Here is a 24,635-nt window from a genome sequence, read left to right as displayed (position 1 = left end):
GGTTAGCCACCTATTAATACAGTAGGGTTACCAACAACAATTTTTCCGCCGTGGGAGCTATCATCACCCATTCGAGCTGCGGGTTTACCGTTAATTTTTACGCTACCAGAGCCTGACTTTATGCTGTCAGGTGGGCCAACACACACTAACATATCGCCTTTACGTGCTGCGGGCATGCTACCTATTAATACATTAGTTGAGCCTACCACAACAGGGCCGCCAACATGCGGGACTGTACCTGTGGTTTTAGGGCATACATGCATATGACCAATTGTAGCTGCGGGCTTACCCATAAAGACTCCTTGTCTTATTTACTTTTTGACAATAAAACTAATCAAATAAAGGAATAATTAATAATTTACTTTGAGAAACTAAACCCGATAATGTATCAACTAATTCTGCCTTACTATAATCCGAAATTGATACCGGGCTTTGTAATGCGTACTGATATAAAGCGGCTATGGTATCCTCACTATTTAAAGCATTATGTAAATTACTTAAAAACTGATTAGCATAATAACCATCCATAGCTTTTAAATGCGTTAATGCAGGATTTAGCAATGGATCATCTGGCCTATTTATTGGTAAACAAATTAAATACGGCAAACCATAACGGCAATATACAACGTAACCATTATTATTAATGCCGTTTCTATGCCCTGTATAAAAGCTATTTATTATTTCCATAACTGCACTAATTTAATTTAATCATGCCGGCAGATAAAGTAATGGCGCTACCATCAACTTTAACGTTACTGCCTTTAATGTCTATATTAGTGCCTTCTATAGTTATATTACCGCTGCTGCTCATTTTAATTTGTGCAGAGCCTGTTTTAATTACTATTTCGTCACCGGCTTCAATATTAAGTGTTTTACCCACTTTTAACGTGTCGTTTTCACCTATATCGTCACTGCGATTTTTAGCCACTTTTAGTGTTTCATTATTGCCAATATCAACTTTTCGATCGTTGCCAATTTCAATATTATGGTCGTGATCTGTTTTGTCGTTTTGGTCATTTTTTACGTAAAGCTGCTTATCTTTTTCTGCTTGAATATAAACCAGCTCGCTGCCTTTTTTATCTTCAAACCTTAGCTCATTAAAGTTATCGGCTCCGCCTTCTTTAGTAGAGCGTGTTTTAATACCACTTTGTGTTTTTTCACCAGGTAATGCATACGGAGGCATTAAATCTGCGTTGTACACTGCTCCGCTAATAATTGGTTGGTCTGGGTCGCCATTTATAAAGTCTACAAGTACTTCTTGGCCTACCCGAGGGAAGAAAAATGCCCCCCACTTTTTACCTGCCCAATTTTGCGCAACACGGATCCAACACGAGCTTTTTGAATCTTTTTTACCTTCTCGGTCCCAGTCAAATTGCACTTTTACGCGACCATATTGGTCAATCATTATTTCATCGGCGCTGTCGCCAGTTACGATTGCCGTTTGCACACCGTTTATAACTGGTTTTTTCTTATTTATTTGCGCTCTGTAGGGTATATCTTTGGGTACGCATTCAAAATGGTTCGAGTACACTTCTTCTACTGACGACTGCTGAGAGCCAGACTGATTAGGCACCGTTATTGACGTCATCATAGAGGTAATAACAAATGTTTTACCTTCAAGACGTGGGTCTTCATGCTTTTTAAAGCTAAAGAGTTTACCCACTGTAAATGAACGACAATCACTGCGACCACTAGAAAGCTTCATGTCTCGCTGTAATGACTCAAGCTGAACAGATGCTAAATTAGCTGCGCGCGGGTGGCATTCTTGCTCGCCCGTGTATTCAAAAATTTCTGATACTGATTGCGTCGGTAACTCTGGATTAGCTTGCTCACCATCTGGGTAGCGTGATGGCTGTTTAAAATCGTAACCAACGCGTTTAAAGCTGCCTGGCGCAATACTTAAACCGCCCTGCCAACGTGATACATGAGATTCGCTTAAATGGCCAGTTGAGTAAACTACCTTTGCTTCGTCGCACACTTCATAAGCGGTAATATCATCAGCTAATACCAAGGTATGGTTGCTGTTGGTATGCTCAAAAAAGTAAAAAATACCTTCTTGTTGAAGCAATCGTTGAATAAAGTCAAAGTCTGACTCTTGGTACTGAACACAGTACTCGTATTTAGGGTATGTTTTGCTGGTTTTATCGCTAAAGGCAACATTGTGTTGGCCAAATAGGTCAGCAAATATTTCTTTAATTGTTTTCTTTTGGAATATTCGGCTGTTTTTACGGTTGCGCATAGATGCTGCAAACGGGACGATAGTTGCTTGGTAATCTATATAGTTTTTTTGTTCTTCTACATCAGCTGTACGGCTGCCGTTTGAAACCAAATGGCTTACTATTCCATGATAGTAACGCTCACCGCCGCCTTGTGCATTTTTTACCTTAATAGATACTGGCTTTCCAACCAAATCTTCATGTGCTATTTGCTTGCCAATTGTGTACATATTGGCAGACATAACAAATAAGTCTGACATTGCCTCTTGGGCAACAAAACGAGTTAAATAGAGGGCATCTTTACCAGCAGGGGTGCTAATCTGAATTACGTTGTTATTTTGTGTTGCTGTTTGCATTCCTTGCCTTTCCCATCCTAAAGATCAAAAAAAGCTCTGAGCAAAAGCCCAGAGCCATTATAAGATAACAAATATTACATTTGTTGACCTTTAACACCGCTGTAACCGTATACAAGTGGAGCAGTAATGTTATTTTTGTCGTCTGTTGGAGTAACAGTCATCATCATTTCTGTGTAGCTGATAGTGATTGTTTCAATAGGACGATCGTTTTGTACTGACACTGAATAGCTAGAAATCATCGCATCTGTAAGTTCGATTTTCATGATTTCTTCAACTTTATCACCTTGTTTAGTGATATGGAAAATAGCTGGTAAGCCTTTACCAATTGTCGCTTCTTTGAAAAGATCCGGAGATGCTTTATCTTGAAGTTTAGTGATAGTAACGTCGCCAAGACGAGTAGAGCTAGACTCACGGTCCATTGCTGTACCAGTTGCTGCGCTAATTTCACGGCTTACGTTCCAATCTAAAGATAATACTGTGATTAAATCTTTGAAAGATTCAGCTGTAGTTTCGCCTTTGATTGAACCGTATTTTAAATATGTATTTGCTTGCATTTGATAATGCTCCTTTTAATTAAACAATGTTATCCATTTAGACTGGATTATTTACTTTGGTTTCCCAAAAATTCCTTTGAAATCATTATCTTTAATACAGCAATGAAAAGGCCTTCAGATTCCTTTCCTTAGATGAAGACAATGTCTCAAAATTCCATGTAGTGATTTAAGGCACCAAAATTATAATACCCTAAAAATAAAGAAACAACCTTAATACTAAGTTAAATTAAATAAACTTTAATTTAACTCAATATTAAATTCATTATCTTTAACTGATAGCGATATACTATTTATTTTTTTGTCATCAATCATGCTAGAAAGTAAAACTTCCGACAACAAAGGTAATAATTTATTTTGCAAAATGGTATGAATGTTCCTAGCACCGGACCCTGCATTTTGACAATTATCAATAATATATTCTATTACGTCATTTTCATATTTAAGCTCAGCATCGTAATGCTTATTAACGCGTTTAATTATTTTATCAATTTGTAGTGATGCAATTTCTGTAAGAATATCGTCACTTAGTGGAATGTAAGGTATTACATTAATACGCCCTAAAAAAGCAGGTTTAAATGATGCGAGTAAATCATCTTGTAATGCTTTTAATAAACCTTTGATACTAGGTTTACTTTCTTCGTCTTCAAATAAACTCATGGTGGTATCAGTTCCCACATTAGAGGTCATAATAATGATTGTATTTTTGAAGTCGATATCACGGCCTTCACCGTCTTTAATTGTACCTTTATCAAACACTTGATAGAAAATATCTTGTACACCAGGGTGAGCTTTTTCCATTTCATCGAGCAATACTACGCTGTACGGTTTTCTTCTTACGGCTTCGGTTAATATGCCACCTTCGCCATAACCTACATACCCAGGAGGTGAACCAAGCAGTAGTGATACTTTGTGCTCTTCTTTGAACTCAGACATATTAATAATGGTGACATTTTCTTCACTGCCATACACTTCTTGTGCAAGCGAAAGTGCAGTCTCGGTTTTACCTACACCACTTGGACCTGCCAACATAAAAATGCCGTTAGGTCGGCTTTCATCTGCTAGTTGGGCGCGAGATGTTTGCACTACCTTAGCGATTAAATCTAGCCCATGGTCTTGCCCTACAACACGTTTTTTCATTTGCTGTGCAAGGTTTAAAATGCCATGTATTTCATCTTCGTGCATTTTACCTACAGGTATGCCAGTCCAATCTGATATAACCTGTGCAATAAGCTCTTCATCTACTTGCCAATGAACCATATTATGTTCAAAAGCAGTTAACTTTTCTTTACTCTGCTTAAGATTGGCTAAAATTTCATCTGATGAATTTTCTTGTTCTGAGTTAATAGACTCGAGTGCCTGATTAAGCTCAGCTACAATTTCTTTTTCTACTTTAAATTGCTCAGTTAACGGCGCTAACTGCTTTTCAATAGTTACAAGTTCAGTTTTAAGTGTATCTAGTTGCACTGAATGATCTAAACCTGTTTTTTGTTCACGGTGTAGCATCTGCACTTGTGTTTCTATTTCGCTTAATCGATTTACAAGTTGCTCTATAGTGTTTGGTGTAGATGCTTGGCTCATTGCCACCCGCGCGCAGGCTGTATCTAATAATGCCACCGCTTTATCGGGTAGTTGCCTTGCCGTAATATAGCGATGCGATAAGTGCACTGCACTTTCGAGTGCTTGTTCAGAAATAAATACTTTGTGGTGTTTTTCCATTACGGGCACTAAACCACGTAACATAGCCACTGCTTTTTCTGGCGTTGGCTCTTCTACTTTTACCACTTGGAAGCGGCGTGTTAGAGCTGCATCTTTTTCAAAAAACTTTTTATATTCAGCCCACGTTGTAGCTGCAATGGTTCTAAGTTCGCCACGAGCAAGTGCCGGTTTTAATAAGTTAGCAGCATCGTTTTGGCCTGCGGCTCCACCGCTACCAATCATTGTATGAGCTTCATCAATAAATAAAATAACCGGGTTAACTGAATTTTTCACTTCGTTAATTAATGATTTAAGACGATTTTCAAACTCGCCTTTCATACCTGCGCCAGCTTGTAATAGTGCTAAATCTAAGCTGTGAATTTTCACATTCTGCAGCACGGCAGGTACATCTTTTTGTGCAATTCTTAAAGCTAAACCTTCAACTACGGCTGTTTTACCTACACCCGCTTCACCGGTTAAAATAGGGTTGTTTTGACGGCGTCTGGTCAAAATATCAACCATCTGGCGAATTTCGAAGTCGCGTCCTAAAATGGGATCTATATTTCCGGCTTTTGCTTGAGCAGTTAAATCAACAGTAAATTGGTCAAGGCTCGGGGTTTTAGAGTTTGTAGCCGATTGACTAGCCGTGTTTTGTACTGAGTGATTACGCTCTTGCGATTGAGCAACTATTTCCGGCCACGCATGAAGTAACTGCCCTGGCTCTATTTTATTAAATAACTTACTGCAACGGGTTACTAAGCTCGATAAGGTATCGTCTTTTACAAGCGTATAAATAACGTAGGCACTGCGAATTTGATTATCTGTAAACTCAATACTGGTACTTAACCAAGATTGCTTTAATAAGCTAGTAACATGTACAGATAAACTAGGTGATGACTCACTACCGGTTTTAAACGCTTCTAAAGATTGATTTAAGTCTTGTTTTACTTTTTCAATATCAATGTCAAAAGAGCCAAAAATAAGTCTAACATCATCTAGTTGTTGCTCAATCATGGCAAGTAACCAGTGTTCAAGCTCCACTGTAAAGTGGCTTCTGCTATTACAAATTGCAACCGCCGCCTCTAGGCTTTTTCTGCAATCAGGGCTTAGTTTTTCAACTAATTTATTGAGTGTCATCGAAGACATACAGTGTTCCTTTTAATTTTAATTATCCCTTAAACGATAACTTAGTAGGGTTAGATTTTGATTTGTTATTTTGTACCGCTAAAAAAGAATTTGCGCCTAATTGGCAGTCATTCTTAGCCAGCTGAGCGGCGCCTAAATGCTGAAAGTCAGTTTCAATAACTAAGCGGAACTGGATTGAGTTTCCAACGTAGTCTTTAGTAATTTTGTTTGCGAGTTCAAACAAAGCCCCTTTGGGTAAAAGAAGTTTTGCTTTTTTTGGATCGTTTGATTGTATATGCACTTCAATATTAGAAGAGACATCCCAAACCTTTTTACCTAGCATGGTATCTACACCTAGCTGCGCATGCTGACCTTCAAATAATACTTGGCTTGCAAGGCGTGTTTGCTCTTGTTGGTGAAGTTCATGCCATTGACCAACCATTTGTTTTATTTTTACCTCGCAACCCAGGTATGAGCTAAGCACACTTTGTAAATCAAATGCGTTACGAATTTTTCGACTGTACAAACCCGAAAAATGCAACTGATGCTCATTATAGCCACCACTTAATAGCCCCAATATTTTGGTATATGGGTCTTTATTTTTGTCATTGTTTACATGGTTTAATGAAGGCTTATATTTTTTCCAAGCTCGGTAATACAAAGAGATCAGACGATGATTAAACATGTCGTAAAAATCGCGCATGGTCGTGTCTTTATAGCGCAGCCTTTGCATAACCAGTTCACTATAAAATTGCGGTAATGCACCAGAGCAGCCAGTTAACCCCATAAATGAAACCTGCATATTGACCTTGTGCAGACCATCTTCAAAGCCAGTTTCTTCTAGCTTAGTAATTGCATTTCCCGGGTAGCCAAACTTTTGGGTGGCCGTAAATTTTATTAGTTCTTGCTTTGGGTTGCTATCGTAACCGACGTGGCGATAATCTAAGCCACGCTTTTTAAGCTGGTTTTCAATAATGAAAACCGCTTTATAAAAATCGACTTGAGAAGCTTGGGCAATCAGTTGCTTTATCATAGTAGTGGTCTATCACCTACGCGCGCAGGCCACTGATAATATATTTGCTCTTGCTCTTTTAAACGCAAGCTCAAACGTGTGTAACTATTTATAGCGGCAAACTGAGCAAAGAAATGATCCAACACTGCGGCAAAAAAGAACATGCCACTGCCCGAAAAATCATCGTTAGCAAAAGTAATTTCTATCTCGCTGCCAGTTACAAAACTTACCCTGCCTTTTTGAATAACACGCGCGGTTGCAGGCTCAATACTAACGCGATATATATTATCTATTAGCCCTTTGGTTTGAGGCGATGCTCTAAAGTCATACAGACGAAGTACTTCTTTTAATTTATTACACGCATCTTCACCGCTAAACGTATCGAGTGTTAAATGATTAACAAGCTGCCAGCGCGTTGCATCGGCTAATACGGGTCTAACTGCATGTGTAAAAGGCGCTAAACAACGAATTTTTTTAATTACATCGCCGCGCTCTGGCATCAGTAACCCAAGCTCATCGTCGCCAAATGGCATACTCGCAGGTAAATTACGGTTGCTACAATGTGCGCGTACAGTGAGTACAGAGTTACCTTCACCATATTCCATAGCGCTGTTTTCAAATTTGGCATCTACCAATGACATAAATGTCTCGGTGCCAGACTCTACATAACCGCCCGCCCACGACGCTGTTTCTCTTCTTATATGCCAAAATAGGTCTTCGTGACCTTGATAATTTGGATGAGTTTGACCATAAAATGGCGCAACGACTTGTTTATTACCTTTGTGATCAAACGCTATAACCTCTGAAATACCAATCACTTCAGAAATTTCTGAGTCCATATAACGCGGTGCAAGTTGATACTCGTATTCACTTATCTCAGGGCGAATTGGCTCAAGTTCTTGTTCAAATAAGTTAATTATTGGCGTGCACCCGAGTAAAAACATATCCTCATCAACCTGTTTCTCAAGCTCACTTGACTCAGTATCAAGGTATATATAGATATCACATTTGTTGGAGTTTTTAGGTAATGCGCCGCGTATGCCTTCAAGTTCAAAAAAACGAAACTTCTCAGGAAAAGTGAAGTTTTCAACCAATAAACGATAACCGGCAGCAGAGCGCTGAGAGTAAGGCACAACCGCTTCGTGTGTTTCAAACCCGACCGCTTTTAATTGGTTTTTTGATAAGTATTTAATGCCTTCTTCGCCATTATCTATGGCTATACCAATGCTGTGTTTGAATAACAGTTCGTATACTTTAAGGGTATGGTGCCACTGCCCGTTTATATATACGCGAAGTTTTTCTAAACCAGTTTCTGCAAGCGAAACGCCCTTGTATTCACCGGTTAGCTCTAACTTAAATATAGACTTTGCCTTTTCATGCCAACGCGGCTTAGGCGCTACAAAAGGGCTGTTATCAAACTGGGCTTTAGTGATTTCAATGGGCCAAAGGTAGGTTTCGTAACAGGTTTGAAACTTACATTGCTTCATAGAATCAACGTTAGTTTCAACTTCACTTGCTCTTGGGATGACAACACCCGTGGTTGAAAGGTTTTCGGCTTCTAATTTTACAATCGACATAGAAGGGATAGGTGCCTGATAATCTGGTAGCATCTGCCCTAATAAAGCATCCGTTAATTCAGGAAAACTGTCATCTAGCTTTTGTCTAATATTGGCTGTTAAAAATGCAAACGATTCAATAAGCCGTGATACATGAGGGTCTTCAACATGATCTTCACTAAGCTTTAAACGCCCAGCTACTTTTGGGTATTTCTCAGCAAAGTCTTTACCTAAATGACGCACAAATGCTAATTCACGATTGTAATATTTTAATAATTCATCGTTCATAATGATGCCTCAATAATCTTCATACCTAAATTTACGGGCTCTACCTCAGAATCAAAGCTTATAAATTCTGGCTCAGGATCAGCGTATAAAAGCGCATTAATACGCAAGTTTAAAACGCGATTAACCGGCACTTCTTCATCAGTAAATACTTCAACTTCTAAAAATCGTGGCTCAAATTTTAAAATAGTGTTTCTAACTGTCTCGCATAGCAGTGCTCGACCTTCGTGAGAACTGACCGACATACTTGAAAAATCAGGTAAACCGTACGATAAACACGATGTAGCAAGCTCACTATATTGTGTAGGCCACGTGTGCCATTGAATTCGGGCGTTAAGCAGTGCTTCTATATCTCTGCGCACATTTTTACGTAGCTCACTTATAGTGATCCCTTCGGTACGCGATGGTGCATCTTGAAAGTCAGGCTCATCATCAATGAGCCTATCTAAAATAGATGCTTGAAGCTGCTGCTTATGTTCTATCATTATTGCTCAAATATAAATTATGCTGCTTCTACAGCATTAATTTTTAAATTAGGAATTGTGATGGCTTCATCATTTACAAACAGCATTTTCATGCCTTTACCAATAATGAATTCATCTTTGAGTTCAACCCAGTCCGAAACCTGACCTAATTTTTCAAGATCCGATTCAGCATTGGCATAGACAAGCGGTAAATGTGCAGTGCCTGAAGGGCCTTCTTTAATCGTTATTTCAACGCGTAGCCAAATGCTTTCTAATACTGAACTTACAGGCTCTACTTTTATCGATTCAATTTCATCAAAATTTGCCAAGTAAAATTCGCCATTTGTGCCTAGTACTTCTAAATAAGGGTTTAATGTATCGTCCAAATCGCGTGCCACTGACTCTGCATCACTTAACGTTGTAACTCTTAACGTTTCCATTTGCGCAGAAAGCTCAGCAGCTTCGTCTATTTCGCCCTCTAGCAATGCCACATGCATTTTTAAAAACAGCGTGTCTATCTCATCAGCATCATGAAATAATTTAGGGATCCCTTTACCTTGGTAAAAGTCTATTCGTGATTGCTGGGCACGGATCAAATGTCTAAGATTTACAGCACCTACAGCAAACTCAGGATTTTTTTGAACCATAAAGTCGAGTTGTTTGTCTGCTTTTTCTAGATCACCATTTATGCAAAGTAATTCTGAATAGATACTTCTTATATCAAAATTTAAAGGCTCGTCTTGAAGCTCTGTAGCACACAAAGATAGTGCTTCAGTTAGTTTTCCCTCGCGAATCAAGCTATGTATTTTCTTCATGGTTATTCCTTTATTTTGTGGTGAGGACTGAGCTCTGTTATTAATTTAATGCTCGAGACCATTTGATCTAATTGAAAATGGGGTTGTAGTTGTAAAACAGAAAAAAAGTGACCTGGATTTGCTTTGTTTTCACTTACTTTTATACGCGCATTACTCAGTGGATATTTACTTCTGATTTGCTCAGATGCTGAGTCTGACGCCGTTGTATAATTATTGATCCACGACTGTAAGTCGCGCTCGCACGCATGCGCATTTATGTATGAACCGACTCTATCGCGGGCAAGTATTTTTAAATAATGTGCAAAGCGAGATACGCATAAAATGTATTGCAACATAGATGAAAGGCGTGCATTTATATTAGCTGCACTGGATTCGTAATTTTTTGCTTTTTGTACCGATGCATTACTATAAAAAACAATATGTTCAGTATTAGTTACTGATGACGTTGGAATAAATCCAAGTTCAGAGAACTGCTTTTCAAATTTACTTGTTACCAATAAATCCAATGGCGGTTTAGCTTCTTTTTGGTAGGTATCGTTTGCAAAGCTATCTTTTGCAAGTCCTGTGACTAGCCCTTTTGACACTTTACCAGGCTCTATCCCTCTAATATGCCCAAACCATCCGCTATCACAGTAAGCCCTAATTATTGTTGATACAAACTGAAACGCAGCATTACCCCATAACATATCTGTTTCGGGGTTTTTTATTTGTTCTTTAAAATAAAAGTCTTGATGGCGTTTACCATCGTTACTGTAGGGCGCTCTGACTAAAACGTGCGGTAACGTTAAACCAACAAAGCGTGCCTCTTCCATTGATCTAAAGCTTTGCCATTTTACATATTCAGGTTGCTCAAATTGATTGAATAAATCTGCGTAGTACCCTAGGTCAGAAAAGTTATCTGCGCCAAAAAGGTTTGGAGACGCTGAACATATAAATGGTGAGAATGCAGCAGCTGCAGTGCGCGAGATTTCTTTAATAGTATCAATATCGTTATAAATAGTGCCATTAGATGACATATTACTAATTTCGTAATCGCCAATTACTACACCAAAAGGCTCGCCACCGGCACTATCAAATTCACTTTGATAGAGTAACTGAAAAAAGTAACTTTGGTCGAAATCTATCGCTTTGTTTACATCTTTAGAGAGGGTTGCCCAATCACAGTTTAATACTTTTATTTTTACTTTATTTTCTTTGTCGTATTGCTCTGTTTGGAGGGTTAACCACCATAAATTACGCCAGCTGGCTTCTAACTTTTGAAATCGTGTAGCATGAATAATGCTATTTAGCTGTTGAGAAATTAGCTGATCAAGTTCAACAATAATTCGTTGTAAATAAGGACCAAGCGATTCTTTTGTCCAAGAGATAGGTGAATCAGAAGAGCCTTCAAGCCACAATAACAGTGCCTTGTCTAAGTTTTTTTCGTTCAAAAACCTATCAAGCAAAGCATCATTATCGCTAATTCTAGACTGCGACTTTTGGTGAAAAGCGTAGTCTTGATTTATAAATGAAAACTCTTCGTGATTCATTTTACTGCATTATCCTTAACGCTAAAGACTAGTTAATTAACCAATCTCTGGAATTTTAGCTACAAGACGTAATGAAGAGGTAAGCTCTTCCATTTGTAGCCAAGGTCGTAACCATGCCACTGCGTTATAAGCGCCTGGCTGACCTGGTATTTCTTTAACTGATACTTTTGCATCGGCTAATGGGTAACGTGCTCTAATATCTTGGCCACCACCCTCGGTCGCATTTACATACGATAGAATCCAGCGGTTTAACCATGACTCAACATCTTCCGCTTCCATAAAGCTACCAATTTTATCGCGCGCCATCACTTTTAAGTAATGTGCAAAACGAGACGTCGCCATTAAGTATGGTAAGCGAGCTGAAATTGCAGCATTAGCTGTTGCATCAGGCGTTGAATATATTTGTGGTTTTTGACAGCTTTGGCCACCAAAGAAAACAGCGTAATCGGTATTTTTGTAATGACACAGAGGTAAGAAACCAAGTTTACTTAGCTCAGCTTCACGACGGTCTGTTATGCCAATTTCTGTTGGGCATTTAAGATCCGGATCGCCATCATCACTTGTGAAAATATGCGTTGGTAAGCCTTCAACTTTACCGCCACCTTCAGCACCACGTATCGCAGTACAAAAACCGTATTGCGAAAACGCTTTGGTCATATTAGTGGCCATTGCGTAAGCTGCATTACTCCAGCAGTAGTCGCTATTATCAGTGCTTACTGAACGGCCTGCTTTTGGTTCAACTTCAAACTCTTCATAGTTAAACTCTTCTACAGGTTTAGAAGCTGCACCGTAAGGTAAACGTGATAAGAAGCGAGGCATAGTTAGCGATACAAAACGTGAATCATCGCTGTCTCTGAACGAGCGCCATTTTGTGTACTCTAATGATTCAAACACTTTTTCTAAATCACGAGGTTTAGTCAACTCTTCCCAGTTATCAAACCCAAATAAAGACGGTGAAGAAGCGGCAATAAATGGACAGAAACCAGCTGCTGCCACATTCGACATTAGGCTTAACGTTTCCACATCTTCTGGGTGGTTAGTAAATTCAAAGTCACCCACAATTGTGCCATAAGGTTCGCCACCAGGAGTACCAAACTCAGACTCGTAAATCTTTTTAAATGTTTGGCTTTGGTCAAACTCAACTGCTTTGCTTAAATCTTTATGTAGTTCTTTTTTCTTCATGTTTAAAACACGAATTTTAAGCGTTGAGCTCGTTTCAGAGTTCATTACAAGGTGGTGCAAACCACGCCAAGAACCTTCTAACTTTTGAAACTCTTCGCTGTGCATAACAACACTAAGCTGCTTTGAGATTTTCTGATCGATTAATTGAATTGCTTCATTAAACGTCACAGTCATGTTTTTATTCCATTGAACTGTGCCTTTTAATGCCTCTTCAGTTAATGTTTTAAGTAGTTCTTCTGCACGACTTGCATCAGTTTGCTTAGTGGCGCCAATTGCTTGCTCTAATAACGATGAGCTTGCCTCAGCTGTTGACTCTAATTCAGTACTTAGTTGCTCTGCACTCATTTTTCAGTCTCCTCTAGCTTAAGTTCCTTAGCAATAGAATCAAGGCTTGAAGTATTGCTTAATACTTCTTCTAAAACATTTTCAAGCTCTTCTGAACGGTCAATCTTAGTCATTAAATCGCGTAATTTATTACGTGTTTCCATTAGCTTACGTAATGGTTCTACCTGATTAACAACTGCTGCAGGCTCAAAGTCATCGATTGATTTAAAGCTAAGGTTAACTTCAAACTCAGAGTCATCATCGCTCAGTGTATTTTCTACAACAAGTTTTAATGAAGGGCTCATGCGTTTTAAAACATCGTTAAAGTTTTCGCGGTCAATTTGAATAAAGCGTCTGTCTTTTAATGGTTTTAATGCTTCAGTGTTATCACCTGAAAAATCACCCATTACACCAACAACAAATGGTAATTCTTTTTTTACCGCAGTCCCTTCAGTTTCAACATCATAAGTGATGTGAACGCGAGGCTTACGTACTCGTTTTAATTTATCATGGATACTCATAGAGAACTCCTTTTACTTATGTTTCAGTTTCGCTGATCTTAATGCCAGACAACTTAAAGTACCCGGTCCTAGCATCACTATCTGTTATTAATTCATTTAATAATTCAGGCAGCGATAATTCGCTCCATCGAATCACTTGTTCTATCGTGTATGACATTGGAGAATGCGGTTCGGTTTTTCTAAAAAACGCCGCTATTTCTTTAAGCTTATTTATCGCATTCTCACGAGAATCAATTGCTTGGTTAATGGCCTTTTTAGGCGCTTCAACAGCATCTTGCTCTTCATCGTTTTGAGTGAGTTGCTCTTGGGTTTGCTCAGAGATGAGAGCCTGTTCAGCTGCAACAAGTTTATCCGCTGCAATGTGGTTAACGGCCGCCAAACTTACTTCAAGCGCTTGTTTAATATTTGAGGTAGGTTGCGGCTGCCCAGTCACTTTATCCATCACATCGCTAAGCTGGGCAAATTCAGTAATTGCCTCTTCTATATCTTGCTTTAAGTTGACAAAAAATTCAGTGCTTGTCTCCGCAGCGCTTTTTTCAATTAATTCAAAATCGACCGCGCCTTGTGCTAGTTTTTTCTCTCTTTTCTCATCATTTAACCTTGAAATATCATAACCTTGCTGATATTCCCAAAATGTAAAAGGGTCTAAGCTAACACTGTCAGTTAACAGTATGCTTTTGATGGGGATAATAAGAGTCCCCTCACCTGCGGAGCCATTTAATCCGCCAAGAGCCGATACTTTGTCTGAAATTTCATCGTCTGCATCGAGGGTAGGGTATAGCGCGTCGAAATAATTATCTAATAAGTGGCTAGCCACTTTAAAGCCAAAGGCAAGCCCTTTAAAACCGTGAATTCGGCATAAAGCTTCAATAAACCATGCTAAATACTCAATGTCTTTGCTTTGTGATTTAATTGCGCTACTGCATTGCTCTAATAAAGGTAACCAGTCACGAGCAAGTGATGAAATACCTTCTTCGTCTACTAACGCGTTTCTTTCAGCGGCACGAAGTTGGTTTCTTAAATCTTTTAAGGCGTAATAAGTCGACGTAGGAGAAACATCCGAGCGAGGGTCTAAACCTGCGATCTCAGTTTCAGAAATAGGGGAAATATACTCTTCAAATACAAACATTCCGTCGTCCTAATAATTATCCATAAAACTCCAATAAAGCGGAGCGGATTTCATATTACATTCTTTATATTAAAATACAAGTCTAGTTACAATTGTGTTTAAACCAAAACAATTGCAAATATATAAACAATAAACTTTCAATATAAATAAATTAACACTTAAAATTATATAATTATTAATAAATAATTATTTAGTAAAAAGTGGAATTGTAGCTTCATCTTGAATTTTGTATGTTTCCGATTTGCTACTAAAATTTTCATGACCATATTTAATTATAATACAGGTAACATTATCGCGTGCACCTCTAACTAAAGAAGAATGCATTAGCGCCATACCTGAATCAATAATACTATTAGGTTCTAATGACAAACATATTTCTTCATCAGACAATTCGCCTGTTAAGCCATCTGAACAAAGCAAGAAAATATCATTAGTATTTACTTCACCTTGTACTACATCTACTTTAACTTCGTCTGTAACGCCCACTGCACGGGTAATCACATTCGAAAGAGGATGCGTTTTTGCTTCCTCGACTGAAATTACGCCCTCATCGATAAGGTCATTTACTTGGCTATGATCCCGCGATACTTGCTGTAATTGGCCATTTCGCAACATATATGCCCGGCTGTCACCTACCCACAAAACGTAATATTGATTATCTTTTATAAATAAGGCGGTTACTGTGCTGCCCGCCGTTTTACTTCCTAAGTACTGAGCGCTGTAATCATTTAATTGGCGATTTGCATCTTCAATAGCTGAAACAATATGAGAAACGCTAAGCGTAGCTAGTGTCTTTTCTTCAACTTTTGCTCTAATAACATCTACGACTAGTTGGCTTGCAACTTCACCCGCTTCATGTCCACCCATTCCATCAGCTACTACCCATAAGTTATGGCTATTAATTTCAACATGAGAGTCTTCATTTAATTGCCTAACTGCACCGCGATGAGTTATTGCGTAACTTGTACTTAAATTGCTAATCACTATTTTTTACCTGTGTGTAATTCCATTCCCAATGTTTCCATCGGCCATCTAACATAGCAGCAACTTGGTTAACAGGCGGCAGTCCTGAAGTAACAAGCATCATAGGCTTTATATTGCATGAACCGTGTGTCCACCAAACACTATAATCACCATGCTTTTTATATAAAAGTGCATGTAGGGCGTCTTTTAAAACATCACTTGATAGCTCATCACCTGAGAACTCAAATGCTTCACCCTCTTTATTTTTGTCACTAGAGGGAGAAATACTAAGCTGCTTTTTAGGCGCTATAAGGGTGCTTATCGATTTAGCAACGTCTTTTCTCCACGTAAAAAGGTCAACAGAGCTATCGAGCACTTTAAGTACAGTGTCTTCGTACTCTAAGGAGAAAACGCCCGAATTTAATACTTCTATCGGCGCAACTTCTAATGTACTGGCCACTGTAAATGGGTAATGGCGCCCTACTGCATCCATACTCGGTAATAGGGTTCCCATTACGCCTTTATCGCCAACAATATTTGGCGATAAAGCAAAATGCCATACAGGACCTGTTAGGTAGTTATCTTGCCAATTGTCGCCTAACTGTTCCTTGCTTACAGCAATAGCTGCTTGCAGCCATTGCTCCCAGTGCTCTGAAAATTCTTTCGAAACGCTGTCTTGAACAAAGTCCCCCAAGCTAGGGACTTTGCCGAGGTAGCCTATATTTATAATCGGGTCGGACATGAAAACTTCTCTACACTTTTATTCCAAAATGGATGCCTAATTGATTTTGGCAATAGCTCAACTTTTGCGTTGTTACCCATGAGAGAAAAATGTAACTCTAAATCCTCACGTGTTTTAGCTCTTTTAGCGCTTAGCTCATCTAGCATGCGATAAAGCGACCATTCACCTTGGTAAGTCGTATTAATTGGGCGGCCACCACTTGGCGGCGTAAACTCAATTCTTGTGGTACTTTGCCCTGATGAACCTGGCCATACAAAGTTAGTAATTTTGATTGGGCCATGACGATATGACATGGACTGGCCATCTATTTCCACTCTAAATTTAGAGACAGTTTGATCTAATTCAACGGTTCTTAATCCAAACTCAATTCTAGGTGTTGCACTTCCACCATCGAAGAATACCGTTTGAATTTGATGGGCTAGTTCAAACATGGCTAAAGTATCAGCGCTTATGCCAATGTCTTTTTCAAACTTCCACGGACTCGAACTCATATCCACACTTGGCGCTACATAGTTAGTGAAGAAGCTATCAATAGTGCCATCTGGTCCAAAGAAGCGTGTAAAGTCTTTCATATTCACTTCTTTTTGTGCATAAGGAGAGAAAGGGTATCGGCCCACAATAGCTGCGTTGTACTCACGTAAAACTTGGCTTTTCCAAATCTCATTTAAGTGTCTGTTAGCGCTATTTTTAGTGATATTACTGGTATCTCTGCTTATATCTAATAACCAGCTATTAAATGGGTAAGGTAGATCACGGCTTTGGAACTCAAGTTGGCGAATGAAACTTGGTTTACTTTTTCCACTGATTTGATCTTTTATTGATGACTTTAACTGATCACCTCTATCAAGCTTAGTTAGATATACATTAAGCTCTCTGAGGTTTTTCTGAATGTTATCTAATTGCTGAGCATCAATATTTATAACATCTTCAAACGCTTCTTCAACCTGATAACCTGGCAGTTTAATGTCAAACTTAGGGGCTTCGTCAGGTAAAAAACGCTTAATTCTGTTAGCTTTAGTTTGCATTGCAATTTCAGCGGCATTAGCGGCAACTTTACCCGCTGCTTTTTGATTCTCTGACACCGGCAATTTGGTTAGTTGCACATTTTTTTGCACAGCCATAATAATGTTTTTAATCGGTGCTTCTGAACCAGCAAGTACATCAGTAATATTCACCCCCTCAGCAGGTGAGCTGTACTGATTCAGGCTTAAATCGTCGATAAATGATTGCCAAAAGAAGACATAATCTTGGAAATAACGCTGCTCTAATTTCTTTTCAATCTCTTCTTTAGAAATATCATAAGTGCCCGATGCTTCCTCGCCATATACCCAGCTGCTTGCCATCAAATTTCCAAGCATTTTACTTTTTTCAACATTAAAAATGCCGTGAAAACCGTTAAAGGTATATAAACCAGGGATACTTCGAGTCAGCTCGCCATTGTTTCTGAATGTGAATTTTTGCGCACTTTCAAAACTAATAATGTCTGTTAATCTAAACGGCGGAATGCTGCTATCAAGGAAATCAGCTTGTAGGCGTTGGTATGCTCTTTCGGCTATTGGTAACTTAGTTAATTCAGCTCTAGCTATACGCACTGCTTGATTATCTATTTTGGTTTGACTAACGCCAAGCTCTAATAAGGCAGCAATGTGGTTCATTAACTGGCCGCGAGTTAGCGCATTTTTATCACCCGGTAGATTTCTTTCTAGGTATGCATTAAACCAAGCCGAAATATCTTCACTTTCAAAGTACTCAGGTTGGAATAGCATTAAATAGCACTTTAGCGTCTCGTATAAATAGCTAAGGTGCTCTGGGTGCGCTTCCATTTCTTTAATTAACGTATTTGCGATATAGGGTTCTAAATACGTTTGTAGAGACCTGTTATAGGCTTGTGTAGATGACTGTTTAATTTCATTAAGCTTATTAAAACCTATTGACTGAGATTCATCGTCATCAACTAACGCAGGGTTGTTAGCTGGTAAGTTTCTTAGCGCATTGAGCCTGTCGTTTAATACTAATAAGTTGCTTCTATCAAACGAGGCGGCATCTAGCTCCTGATAAGTTTCAATGGCTTCATCTGTAGCAGCCATTAGATTATTATTCCATGCAAAGCTAAAGTACCACGAAATAGAAAAACCAATTACCGCAATACTGGCTAAAGAAATACTACCTACTCTGAGCCATTTGTTTTGCTTATCGTGATGTTTGTTAGTGCTGGCTAGGTTTTGCTCAGGGAAAATTACACCTTCTAAAACATTTTTAATAAAGAAGCTTTTCGATTGATTTATATAGCTAGAATCTGCTGAGTTTACGTCATTTAAAAAGCTAGCTGGCTTCCCTTCTTGAGTTGCACTGGTCAAATATACGCCCCTAAACATAGGGAGTTCTTCATAAGCGTTAGGGGTAAAAATTTCTTTTAAAAATGCATCGCCCACACCTTGTAGCACACGAAGCTGTCTCGGAAATTCAAAAATTTTGGCTCGTATTTCTTCATTACGCTCGTTAATCAGCCTACGATTAAGCATTTCTGTCAGTTTTGAAATTAATGCGTGAAACTCTTTGTTAAACGCTTCAACTTGAGTGTCTTTATCTAGGTCTAACTCAAAAGTAACACCCCAAACTTGCTCGCATTCCTCTTCTGTAAGCTCGCCAAAAAACTCTCTAAAACCTTCAATTAAGTCAACTTTAGAAAGAATAACGTATACCGGAAAAGTCATACCCAACTGATTTTGTAACTCTTGTAAGCGCTGTTTAATTGCGCGGGCATGCAGATTACGCTCTGTTTTAGTTTGACTCATGAGCTCAGAAATACCCATGCTGATCATTACACCGTTAATGGGGCGTAAAGGGCGGTACTTGCGTAAAAGCCCTAAAAAGCCCTCCCATGCGCGTGAGTCATGTTTTGCGTGGCTACTTTGTGTAGTGTATCGTCCTGCGGTATCGATAAGTACAGCTTTATTAGTGAACCACCAATCACAGTTTCGTGTACCACCAACACCGTGGACTAAATCAACACCTAACTTATCTTTTAACGGATAGTCTAAGCCTGAGTTATTAATAACCGTTGTTTTACCGGCACCAGGCGGGCCAATCATAATATACCAAGGTAATTGATATATATTTTTACCTTTAAATAGCTTTACATCTTTGAGTAAGTTGATGGCTTCATTCATGCGATTTTTTAACGTGGTGATCTCTTCATTCACCTCGTTACTGTTCGACTCATCGCTTTCAATTAGTTCATCGGCCATTTTCTCATCGCGTTTGCTTTGTTGCGTTAAGCTATAAATTTTGGTGATAGCAAACACTAAAATAACAAACAAAATAGTTAACAGGCGTGCTGCTACACTCTCTAAAGGGATAAAGTCAGCAATCGCAATAAGCGGACCGCCAAACCAAATTAATAAAGATAACGCCAAAAAGCCGATAATTAACATGGCTGTTTTAGAAGTAAGTACGTAAGTAATTTTTTTTATTTTGTGTGAAAAACTCATGTCAGCCTCATTAAAATAATAAATCGATTTCAATTCGTCGGTTTAGTGACCGAGAAGCTGAATCTGAATTGCTGGCGATAGGCTCTGCAGCACCTTTACCTTCAGGCCATAAACGGCCACTTAGATTTGTACTTTTAGCCATAGAATTAGCAACTTGCGTTGCACGGGCTAAAGAAAGGTGCCAATTTGATGGGTATTTATCAGTCCGAATAGGCGTATCGTCGGTATGCCCAGTAATTAAAATACGCCCTTTTGTTCCTTCTAAACTAAGTGCTAGCTTTTCTAAAATGGGTTGAATTGACGGTAATAATTTAGCATCGCCTTGATTAAATAGACTTTCGCTGTTTATTGAAATTCTTATGCGGTCTAGGTTTTTCTTTACTGTCACAATCCCCATCTGAATTTCTGTTTGCAGTAACTGCTCAAGTACTAATAGTTGCTTATCTTTTTTATCTACACTTTCGTTTTGCGCTATAGGATGAATAACAGCCAGCTTATCGTTAAGTGAAGTAACGCCGTCGTTTAGTTTCATGTTGATAAATAAGTAAACCATTAACAGCACTAAGCCCAGCACTGAAAAAATCACCCAAAGCGGAACTTGATTTCTAAGCTCTACGCCAGCGGCAACACGCTGCTTCCAATTAGGTGAAAGTTTATTGTTCAATGGGCCATCTAATTGATTTAAAAGGTGATACATTTGAGAGCGATATTCTTCTATTTTAGTATCGCCACCGTTGTCTAGCCTGTATTTACCTTTAAAGCCTAAGTTTAAACAATGGTACTGCAGCTCAATAAATTGTTTGTGTTGTTCAGGTTGAGCTAGTGCATTATCAAGCAGGGTGTAAAAGTATTCACCGCCAAACGTTTCTTTATGAAACGTCGATAGTAAACTCTCATCAGCCCACTCCATTGAGCTCCATTTAGAATTTAAAACTGATTCATCTAAAATCGCGCACAAGCAATAACGCGAGTTGGTAATGACATCTTTAGAAAGCCCCTGGTTACGCACTTCAACTTCAAAGCGTTTTACAGCCTCAACACAGCGATGCTTTAAAGCAGCAATATTTGTCATCTCTTTAGCTTGGCTAATCGAAATTACAATTGAAAAGCAATCTGTTGCCGCTTCTAAAAGTGGGTTTTTAAAAATTGAAACTTTAGACGTATTAGCAACACTGCTGGCAACAGGCTCAACAGACATCACTGTTTTATCAGCATCGTTATCTACATTAGGAGTGTTTGAAGTGTCACGCCCTAGTCTACCAGGGCGAGGTTTTATAATGGTTTCGTCCATTGAAACTCTTCCTTTAAAAGTTAGGTTCTAATTGCCCAAAGGCTTATTTGTAGCTCTGGGTAATTGCCCGATAAGTGGATAGCGATACCACCACTTGAACGAAGTTTTTCCCAATGTTCACCCTGCTTGTTTAACTCAAAGTAATGAAAACCTGCATGGTATGGGATTTGGCGCGGTGCCGTTGGTAAGTTACTAATGGTAATACCAGGAATTTGGTTATTAACTAAGTCACGTATGGTTTCTACACTACCAATCTTAATTTGTGAGGGCAGTATTTTGCGCAGCTCTTCGTGCGGTACACTTGCTTTGATTGCTAAAACAAATTGTGCCGAGTTAAGTACAGATTTATCTTTTAGTGCGCCAAACGAAATACCAAACTTGCTTTGCTCTAATTTAATTTCTGTCGCAGTTTGTTCAATAACATGACTTAAAGATTGATATAAGAAATTAACTACTTCAGAAAATACTTTGCCCAAATTTTCATGATCGTACTTAGGCAGCTTTGGTACTCTTTTATTCGCGGTACTAAAAGTAGATAGCTCGCCAGCAAGCTCAATAAGACGGGTATAAAATACATTTGGGTGGAGGTTATTCACGCTAAGTAGATTGTCAAAAACAGCATCGTACTTATTAAGGGTTTGCAGCATGATAAAGTCAGCAACAGAGGTGCTCCCTGCATAACCTTGACATAAACGCACAGAAATACTCTCTGCGCGCTGTTTTATCATAGAGCCTATTTCTCTTACTAAACCAAGTAACGGCTTGCATTGACCTACTTTTAAAGAGGCAGGTATGTATTTAGTGTCAAGCTTAATGCTGCCTTCGCTGCTTACTTCAATAATGCGCGCCACAGGTAGCAAAATATAACCAGCGTGATCATCTGATGAAAGCACAAGTTTGCTATAAATTTTAGCAACCTGAATTACCTCTTGAGATTGAGCTCCCAAAGAGTCATCACTAACTGTTAGATCATTTAGCTTATAGCGCGTGACGATATTTTCATCCAGCGCTGAAATATTAATACCACTGCTTTTTAATGCAGGGATGGCAAGGTATACCACCTCATCGTACACGTCTTTATTAACCACTAATGGCTCAGGTAAAGGGGTTGATTGCGGCATTTCAATTGGGAGTAAATCAGGCGTGATAGCACTTAAAGACTCAAGAGCAAACTGCCCTGAGCTCAATAATTGTGTGTCTATACTTATATCAAGTATGCCCCACGGATCAGATAAATTCCCTTTGCATAATTGATTTATTAAGTTAGAAAAATGCTTATCTGATTGTTGAAAGTGTTGCGGCCTTAAGAACATCCCTTCAGTCCACGCAACACGAGTGTTATCACCCATTTTACAAATCCTTTTTATCGCTCTCTCATGTATGTAGCAATTGCTTCAACATTTACATCTATATCGTCATAGCCTGTTGGGTCAACCTCAATAACGGCTCTCCACCTTGCTTGGTCGATATCTCTATAGGCCACAACAACACCCACATAACGGGTATTTCTGTTAAGGCTCATTTTGTATTTTTGTACTGAGTTTGGTTGTAGCTCTAACTCATCTTTTTTAAGTAAATCTGGACCCAGTAGCTTTTCAGGCGTTTCGTATAAGCTAAAAAAGTCCTGCGTATCAAAAATTGTTCGTGAACTAAGTTCAAATATTTTCATAACAACTGGCGACGGTCTCTCTGATGTGTCTGGATTTACATCATTAGAAACATTAATAATTAAATCAGTTGAAGGCGGCACTATTTTATTTACGGTGGTACACCCAACCGTCAAAAAGAGTAGGCTAATGCTCATAAAAAAGAGCTTAAGTTTAGACATTATTTACTTTCCTTCCTAAAACGTTTCTTGAGTTTTATCATTGTAAGCCTTCAAAAAATCGTCAGATAACGCCATAGCGCCTTTAGCATTAACATCATGCGCTAGCTCTTCATGAAGGCTTTGGTATATCTTCCAACATTTTGCTTCTGACTGGCCTGGAATAATCTTTAATACATTAGAGTTTTCATTTACTTGCTGGGTGATCTGCTGGGGAGAAACCTGCTCTAAAATCCCTTTAAGTACACCATCAGCTCCTGCTAATAAAGCATGTTCATGTCTTCGTGTATCAGTAAAACTTTCTTTAATCGATTCACGAGACGACAGGAAGCTTGCACTATTTCTTATGAATAAATTCTGAATAACATCATCAATATCAGCAGAAAATTTTATAGGATTATTTTGCTTTGTTTGAAACATGGTTTGATTCAAACGTAATTGATTTTTTACCAATGCTCGTTGTCTTAATGACTCCATCAGCTCGTTTAATAATAAATTTAAACTTTGCCCCATTTCAAACCACAACTCTGGTGTATTAAGGGCATTTTGAAGCTCAGTTTTAACACCTAAACCTTTTAAAAACGCCTCAGATAAAGCGGAATTAGCGCTTGCGGTACTAGCGTGTGTTTGCGCTTGTTTTACTGGCTGCTTAACGGGTTCTGGTGTTTTTTGTGGCACAACTTTAACGGGTTGTTCTGCCACTGCAACATCATCAAAATGGTTTTGCGGTGAGACTGACACATCAGGGTTCATTAAATGTGATAACTCATCCCAATTTTCAGGAATTTGATTATCAGGCTGTGCCATGTTTTCTTCTTTCATTGAAACAGCAGGCATTGACTCATCTAAAATAGATTCATTTAAAAATAAGTCACTTGAAGAAAAATTATCTATTTCAGGTGCCGGGGCACTATTTCTTAGTGCAAAGTCATCCGTATTTGGGCGTGCTTCAGTGTATGCTGTCGTAGATTGAGAATCAGCTAACTCGACTTCAATTTGAAAGTCCCCCACAGTAATCACATCACTGTGCGCTAAACGGTGTTTATTACCTTGACCAAGCGCAGACACGCCAAAATTAACAAACGTTCCGTTAGTCGAGGTATCGTATAAGTAAAACGAATCCCCTTCTTTTTCAATACGGCCGTGTCGGCTAGAAATTATTTTTTCAGGATCAGGCAAGTGCCAATCGCACGCTTCCGAGCGGCCAAAAATAAGAGAGTGTTTAGTTGTTTTAGAAGCTTCAATTTCAGGCGAGAGTCTATGATAACTAGTTATATTTAGTATCAGTTCCATTTGATAAGTTAGTCCCATAAATCTACATTTTTATTAGGATAAAGTAGAAGCGAAACTATTGTCAACATTGAAATTAATATATAAAAATATACACATATATTTAATTTTGAAGACAATGATAAATTTAATAAACCTAAAAACATGAAATCCAATAATTAAATTACCGTTTGAATGTTCCTTTTTTCAGCACACTGCAACAAACTTAACCCTAAGCAAAATAAAGTGAAAATTACCGATGAATGTACCTTTTACGCCTTTTACAGCCCT

20 protein-coding genes are annotated in these 24,635 nt (G+C 38.7%); all 20 read right to left on the bottom strand.

The window, feature by feature from the left end; translation table 11 throughout:
• Nucleotides 1-2 precede the first annotated feature (2 nt).
• Nucleotides 3-293: a PAAR domain-containing protein gene (locus PSH48_RS07580; protein ID WP_024032867.1), complete on the bottom strand. Its 291-nt coding sequence runs from the start codon at nt 291-293 to the stop codon at nt 3-5.
• Between the two features lie 37 nt (nt 294-330).
• On the bottom strand, nt 331-687 hold the full coding sequence (locus PSH48_RS07575) for a hypothetical protein (protein ID WP_024032868.1): 357 nt from the start codon (nt 685-687) through the stop codon (nt 331-333).
• A gap of 7 nt (nt 688-694) precedes the next feature.
• Nucleotides 695-2,572 (bottom strand): type VI secretion system Vgr family protein, encoded by a 1,878-nt coding sequence (locus PSH48_RS07570; protein WP_064387133.1) that lies wholly within the window; start codon nt 2,570-2,572, stop codon nt 695-697.
• A gap of 74 nt (nt 2,573-2,646) precedes the next feature.
• Nucleotides 2,647-3,126, bottom strand: coding sequence for an Hcp family type VI secretion system effector (locus PSH48_RS07565; RefSeq protein ID WP_024032870.1), 480 nt, complete (start codon nt 3,124-3,126; stop codon nt 2,647-2,649).
• Between the two features lie 237 nt (nt 3,127-3,363).
• Entirely contained in the window at nt 3,364-5,967 is a 2,604-nt protein-coding gene (gene tssH, locus PSH48_RS07560; RefSeq protein ID WP_273611270.1) for a type VI secretion system ATPase TssH, read from the bottom strand.
• 22 nt (nt 5,968-5,989) lie between these two features.
• Nucleotides 5,990-6,979, bottom strand: a complete 990-nt coding sequence (gene tssG, locus PSH48_RS07555; RefSeq protein WP_126009403.1) for a type VI secretion system baseplate subunit TssG — start codon at nt 6,977-6,979, stop codon at nt 5,990-5,992.
• Nucleotides 6,976-8,802 (bottom strand): type VI secretion system baseplate subunit TssF, encoded by a 1,827-nt coding sequence (gene tssF / locus PSH48_RS07550; RefSeq protein WP_273611269.1) that lies wholly within the window; start codon nt 8,800-8,802, stop codon nt 6,976-6,978. Before tssF ends, tssG begins: the two co-directional genes overlap by 4 nt.
• Nucleotides 8,799-9,284 carry a type VI secretion system baseplate subunit TssE gene (gene tssE, locus PSH48_RS07545; RefSeq protein ID WP_064387136.1) on the bottom strand — a complete coding sequence of 162 codons (486 nt, stop codon included), beginning with the start codon at nt 9,282-9,284 and terminating at the stop codon, nt 8,799-8,801. Before tssE ends, tssF begins: the two co-directional genes overlap by 4 nt.
• Nucleotides 9,285-9,301: 17 nt before the next feature.
• The gene (locus PSH48_RS07540; protein ID WP_126009407.1) at nt 9,302-10,078 is read right to left on the bottom strand and encodes a type VI secretion system accessory protein TagJ; all 777 of its coding nucleotides are present in this window, start codon (nt 10,076-10,078) and stop codon (nt 9,302-9,304) included.
• Between the two features lie 2 nt (nt 10,079-10,080).
• The gene (gene tssC, locus PSH48_RS07535; protein ID WP_024032876.1) at nt 10,081-11,607 is read right to left on the bottom strand and encodes a type VI secretion system contractile sheath large subunit; all 1,527 of its coding nucleotides are present in this window, start codon (nt 11,605-11,607) and stop codon (nt 10,081-10,083) included.
• A gap of 36 nt (nt 11,608-11,643) precedes the next feature.
• Complete coding sequence (tssC, locus tag PSH48_RS07530; protein WP_024032877.1) at nt 11,644-13,134, bottom strand: type VI secretion system contractile sheath large subunit; 1,491 nt, start codon at nt 13,132-13,134, stop codon at nt 11,644-11,646.
• Nucleotides 13,131-13,634, bottom strand: a complete 504-nt coding sequence (gene tssB / locus PSH48_RS07525; protein ID WP_024032878.1) for a type VI secretion system contractile sheath small subunit — start codon at nt 13,632-13,634, stop codon at nt 13,131-13,133. Before tssB ends, tssC (PSH48_RS07530) begins: the two co-directional genes overlap by 4 nt.
• A gap of 16 nt (nt 13,635-13,650) precedes the next feature.
• Nucleotides 13,651-14,763 carry a type VI secretion system protein TssA gene (tssA, locus tag PSH48_RS07520; protein ID WP_024032879.1) on the bottom strand — a complete coding sequence of 371 codons (1,113 nt, stop codon included), beginning with the start codon at nt 14,761-14,763 and terminating at the stop codon, nt 13,651-13,653.
• A 186-nt stretch (nt 14,764-14,949) separates the two neighbouring features.
• Nucleotides 14,950-15,747, bottom strand: coding sequence for a PP2C family protein-serine/threonine phosphatase (locus tag PSH48_RS07515; protein ID WP_064387138.1), 798 nt, complete (start codon nt 15,745-15,747; stop codon nt 14,950-14,952).
• Nucleotides 15,740-16,468: a type VI secretion system-associated protein TagF gene (gene tagF / locus PSH48_RS07510; protein WP_024032881.1), complete on the bottom strand. Its 729-nt coding sequence runs from the start codon at nt 16,466-16,468 to the stop codon at nt 15,740-15,742. Before tagF ends, PSH48_RS07515 begins: the two co-directional genes overlap by 8 nt.
• Nucleotides 16,450-19,959, bottom strand: coding sequence for a type VI secretion system membrane subunit TssM (gene tssM / locus PSH48_RS07505; RefSeq protein ID WP_273589185.1), 3,510 nt, complete (start codon nt 19,957-19,959; stop codon nt 16,450-16,452). The genes tagF and tssM overlap by 19 nt, the downstream gene beginning before the upstream one ends.
• A 10-nt stretch (nt 19,960-19,969) precedes the next feature.
• Entirely contained in the window at nt 19,970-21,250 is a 1,281-nt protein-coding gene (gene tssL / locus PSH48_RS07500) for a type VI secretion system protein TssL, long form (protein ID WP_096042737.1), read from the bottom strand.
• A 20-nt stretch (nt 21,251-21,270) separates the two neighbouring features.
• Entirely contained in the window at nt 21,271-22,599 is a 1,329-nt protein-coding gene (gene tssK / locus PSH48_RS07495) for a type VI secretion system baseplate subunit TssK (protein ID WP_024032884.1), read from the bottom strand.
• A 14-nt stretch (nt 22,600-22,613) separates the two neighbouring features.
• Nucleotides 22,614-23,078 carry a type VI secretion system lipoprotein TssJ gene (gene tssJ, locus PSH48_RS07490; RefSeq protein WP_273611268.1) on the bottom strand — a complete coding sequence of 155 codons (465 nt, stop codon included), beginning with the start codon at nt 23,076-23,078 and terminating at the stop codon, nt 22,614-22,616.
• 15 nt (nt 23,079-23,093) lie between these two features.
• Nucleotides 23,094-24,368, bottom strand: coding sequence for a type VI secretion system-associated FHA domain protein TagH (gene tagH / locus PSH48_RS07485; protein ID WP_273611267.1), 1,275 nt, complete (start codon nt 24,366-24,368; stop codon nt 23,094-23,096).
• Nucleotides 24,369-24,635 lie beyond the last annotated feature (267 nt).

The organism is Pseudoalteromonas sp. Angola-4, from assembly GCF_028599265.1.
GTDB classification, from domain to species: Bacteria; Pseudomonadota; Gammaproteobacteria; order Enterobacterales; family Alteromonadaceae; genus Pseudoalteromonas; species Pseudoalteromonas atlantica.
This window is presented reverse-complemented; position numbering and strand designations above follow the sequence as displayed.

Coding starts and splice junctions, on each gene's coding strand:
- tssC (WP_024032876.1), bottom strand. CDS start 11,607: ATGAATCACGAAGAGTTTTCATTTATAAATCAAGACTACGCTTTTCAC.
- tssG (WP_126009403.1), bottom strand. CDS start 6,979: ATGATAAAGCAACTGATTGCCCAAGCTTCTCAAGTCGATTTTTATAAA.
- tssL (WP_096042737.1), bottom strand. CDS start 21,250: ATGGACGAAACCATTATAAAACCTCGCCCTGGTAGACTAGGGCGTGAC.
- tssE (WP_064387136.1), bottom strand. CDS start 9,284: ATGATAGAACATAAGCAGCAGCTTCAAGCATCTATTTTAGATAGGCTC.
- tssA (WP_024032879.1), bottom strand. CDS start 14,763: ATGTTTGTATTTGAAGAGTATATTTCCCCTATTTCTGAAACTGAGATC.
- tagF (WP_024032881.1), bottom strand. CDS start 16,468: ATGTCCGACCCGATTATAAATATAGGCTACCTCGGCAAAGTCCCTAGC.
- tssM (WP_273589185.1), bottom strand. CDS start 19,959: ATGAGTTTTTCACACAAAATAAAAAAAATTACTTACGTACTTACTTCT.
- tssJ (WP_273611268.1), bottom strand. CDS start 23,078: ATGTCTAAACTTAAGCTCTTTTTTATGAGCATTAGCCTACTCTTTTTG.
- tssF (WP_273611269.1), bottom strand. CDS start 8,802: ATGAACGATGAATTATTAAAATATTACAATCGTGAATTAGCATTTGTG.
- tssB (WP_024032878.1), bottom strand. CDS start 13,634: ATGAGTATCCATGATAAATTAAAACGAGTACGTAAGCCTCGCGTTCAC.
- PSH48_RS07565 (WP_024032870.1), bottom strand. CDS start 3,126: ATGCAAGCAAATACATATTTAAAATACGGTTCAATCAAAGGCGAAACT.
- tagH (WP_273611267.1), bottom strand. CDS start 24,368: ATGGAACTGATACTAAATATAACTAGTTATCATAGACTCTCGCCTGAA.
- PSH48_RS07540 (WP_126009407.1), bottom strand. CDS start 10,078: ATGAAGAAAATACATAGCTTGATTCGCGAGGGAAAACTAACTGAAGCA.
- tssH (WP_273611270.1), bottom strand. CDS start 5,967: ATGTCTTCGATGACACTCAATAAATTAGTTGAAAAACTAAGCCCTGAT.
- PSH48_RS07575 (WP_024032868.1), bottom strand. CDS start 687: ATGGAAATAATAAATAGCTTTTATACAGGGCATAGAAACGGCATTAAT.
- PSH48_RS07570 (WP_064387133.1), bottom strand. CDS start 2,572: ATGCAAACAGCAACACAAAATAACAACGTAATTCAGATTAGCACCCCT.
- tssK (WP_024032884.1), bottom strand. CDS start 22,599: ATGGGTGATAACACTCGTGTTGCGTGGACTGAAGGGATGTTCTTAAGG.
- PSH48_RS07580 (WP_024032867.1), bottom strand. CDS start 293: ATGGGTAAGCCCGCAGCTACAATTGGTCATATGCATGTATGCCCTAAA.
- tssC (WP_024032877.1), bottom strand. CDS start 13,134: ATGAGTGCAGAGCAACTAAGTACTGAATTAGAGTCAACAGCTGAGGCA.